Origin of the sequence: Undibacterium sp. MH2W (assembly GCF_049340215.1) — a bacterium.
Taxonomy (GTDB): domain Bacteria; phylum Pseudomonadota; class Gammaproteobacteria; order Burkholderiales; family Burkholderiaceae_D; genus Undibacterium.
Window position 1 is genome coordinate 1 of the sequence record NZ_JBMPPA010000025.1, and the last position, 570, is coordinate 570.

The window sequence follows — 570 nt, forward strand, 5'->3', positions numbered from 1 at the left end:
CAGCAAAACCAACTGGCCCTGTGACGGTACCAGGGGTGATCGACTTTAACGTTGCTGGTTGCAAACCAGAGTACCCACGTGCGTCTTTACGTAATGAAGAGACCGGTACAGTCCTCTTGTCCGTATTGATTGGTGCCGATGGCGCCGTATCAGACGTCAAGATCGATAAGTCTAGTGGTTTCCGCGGTTTGGACAATGCAGTTCGTGCCCAGTTGATGTCGGGCTCCTGCAAAAACAAACCAGGTACCGTGGACGGCAAACCGCAGCCAACATGGACGAAAGTGCAGTACGTGTGGAAGCTTGACTAATTAAAAGTGCGCGTAGCTCACTGCGCAAGCTTTTAAAAGTATGTTTGATGTAACGTAAATAAAAATAACCCGGAGTTCATCTCCGGGCTGACCAAAACCAATTAATACAGTAAGGAAGTATGAATATGAAATCCCGTTTCTCTGCATTTCTGGCGACCGCCCTCCTGGCATTGAGCGCTACTGTTGTTGCTCCAGTGTTTGCTGATGAGCCTGCTTCCGCAGCGACCACAGCAGCACCAGCAGCTTCTGCACCAGCACCAGC

Annotated in this window: 1 protein-coding gene; it reads left to right on the top strand. The window is 50.4% G+C overall.

What is annotated here, in order from left to right; all coding sequences use genetic code 11:
- Positions 1–308 (top strand): energy transducer TonB (locus ACO0K2_RS19700; protein WP_423021763.1); only part of this gene is annotated, 308 nt, incomplete at its 5' end.
- Between the last annotated feature and the right edge of the window lie 262 nt (positions 309–570).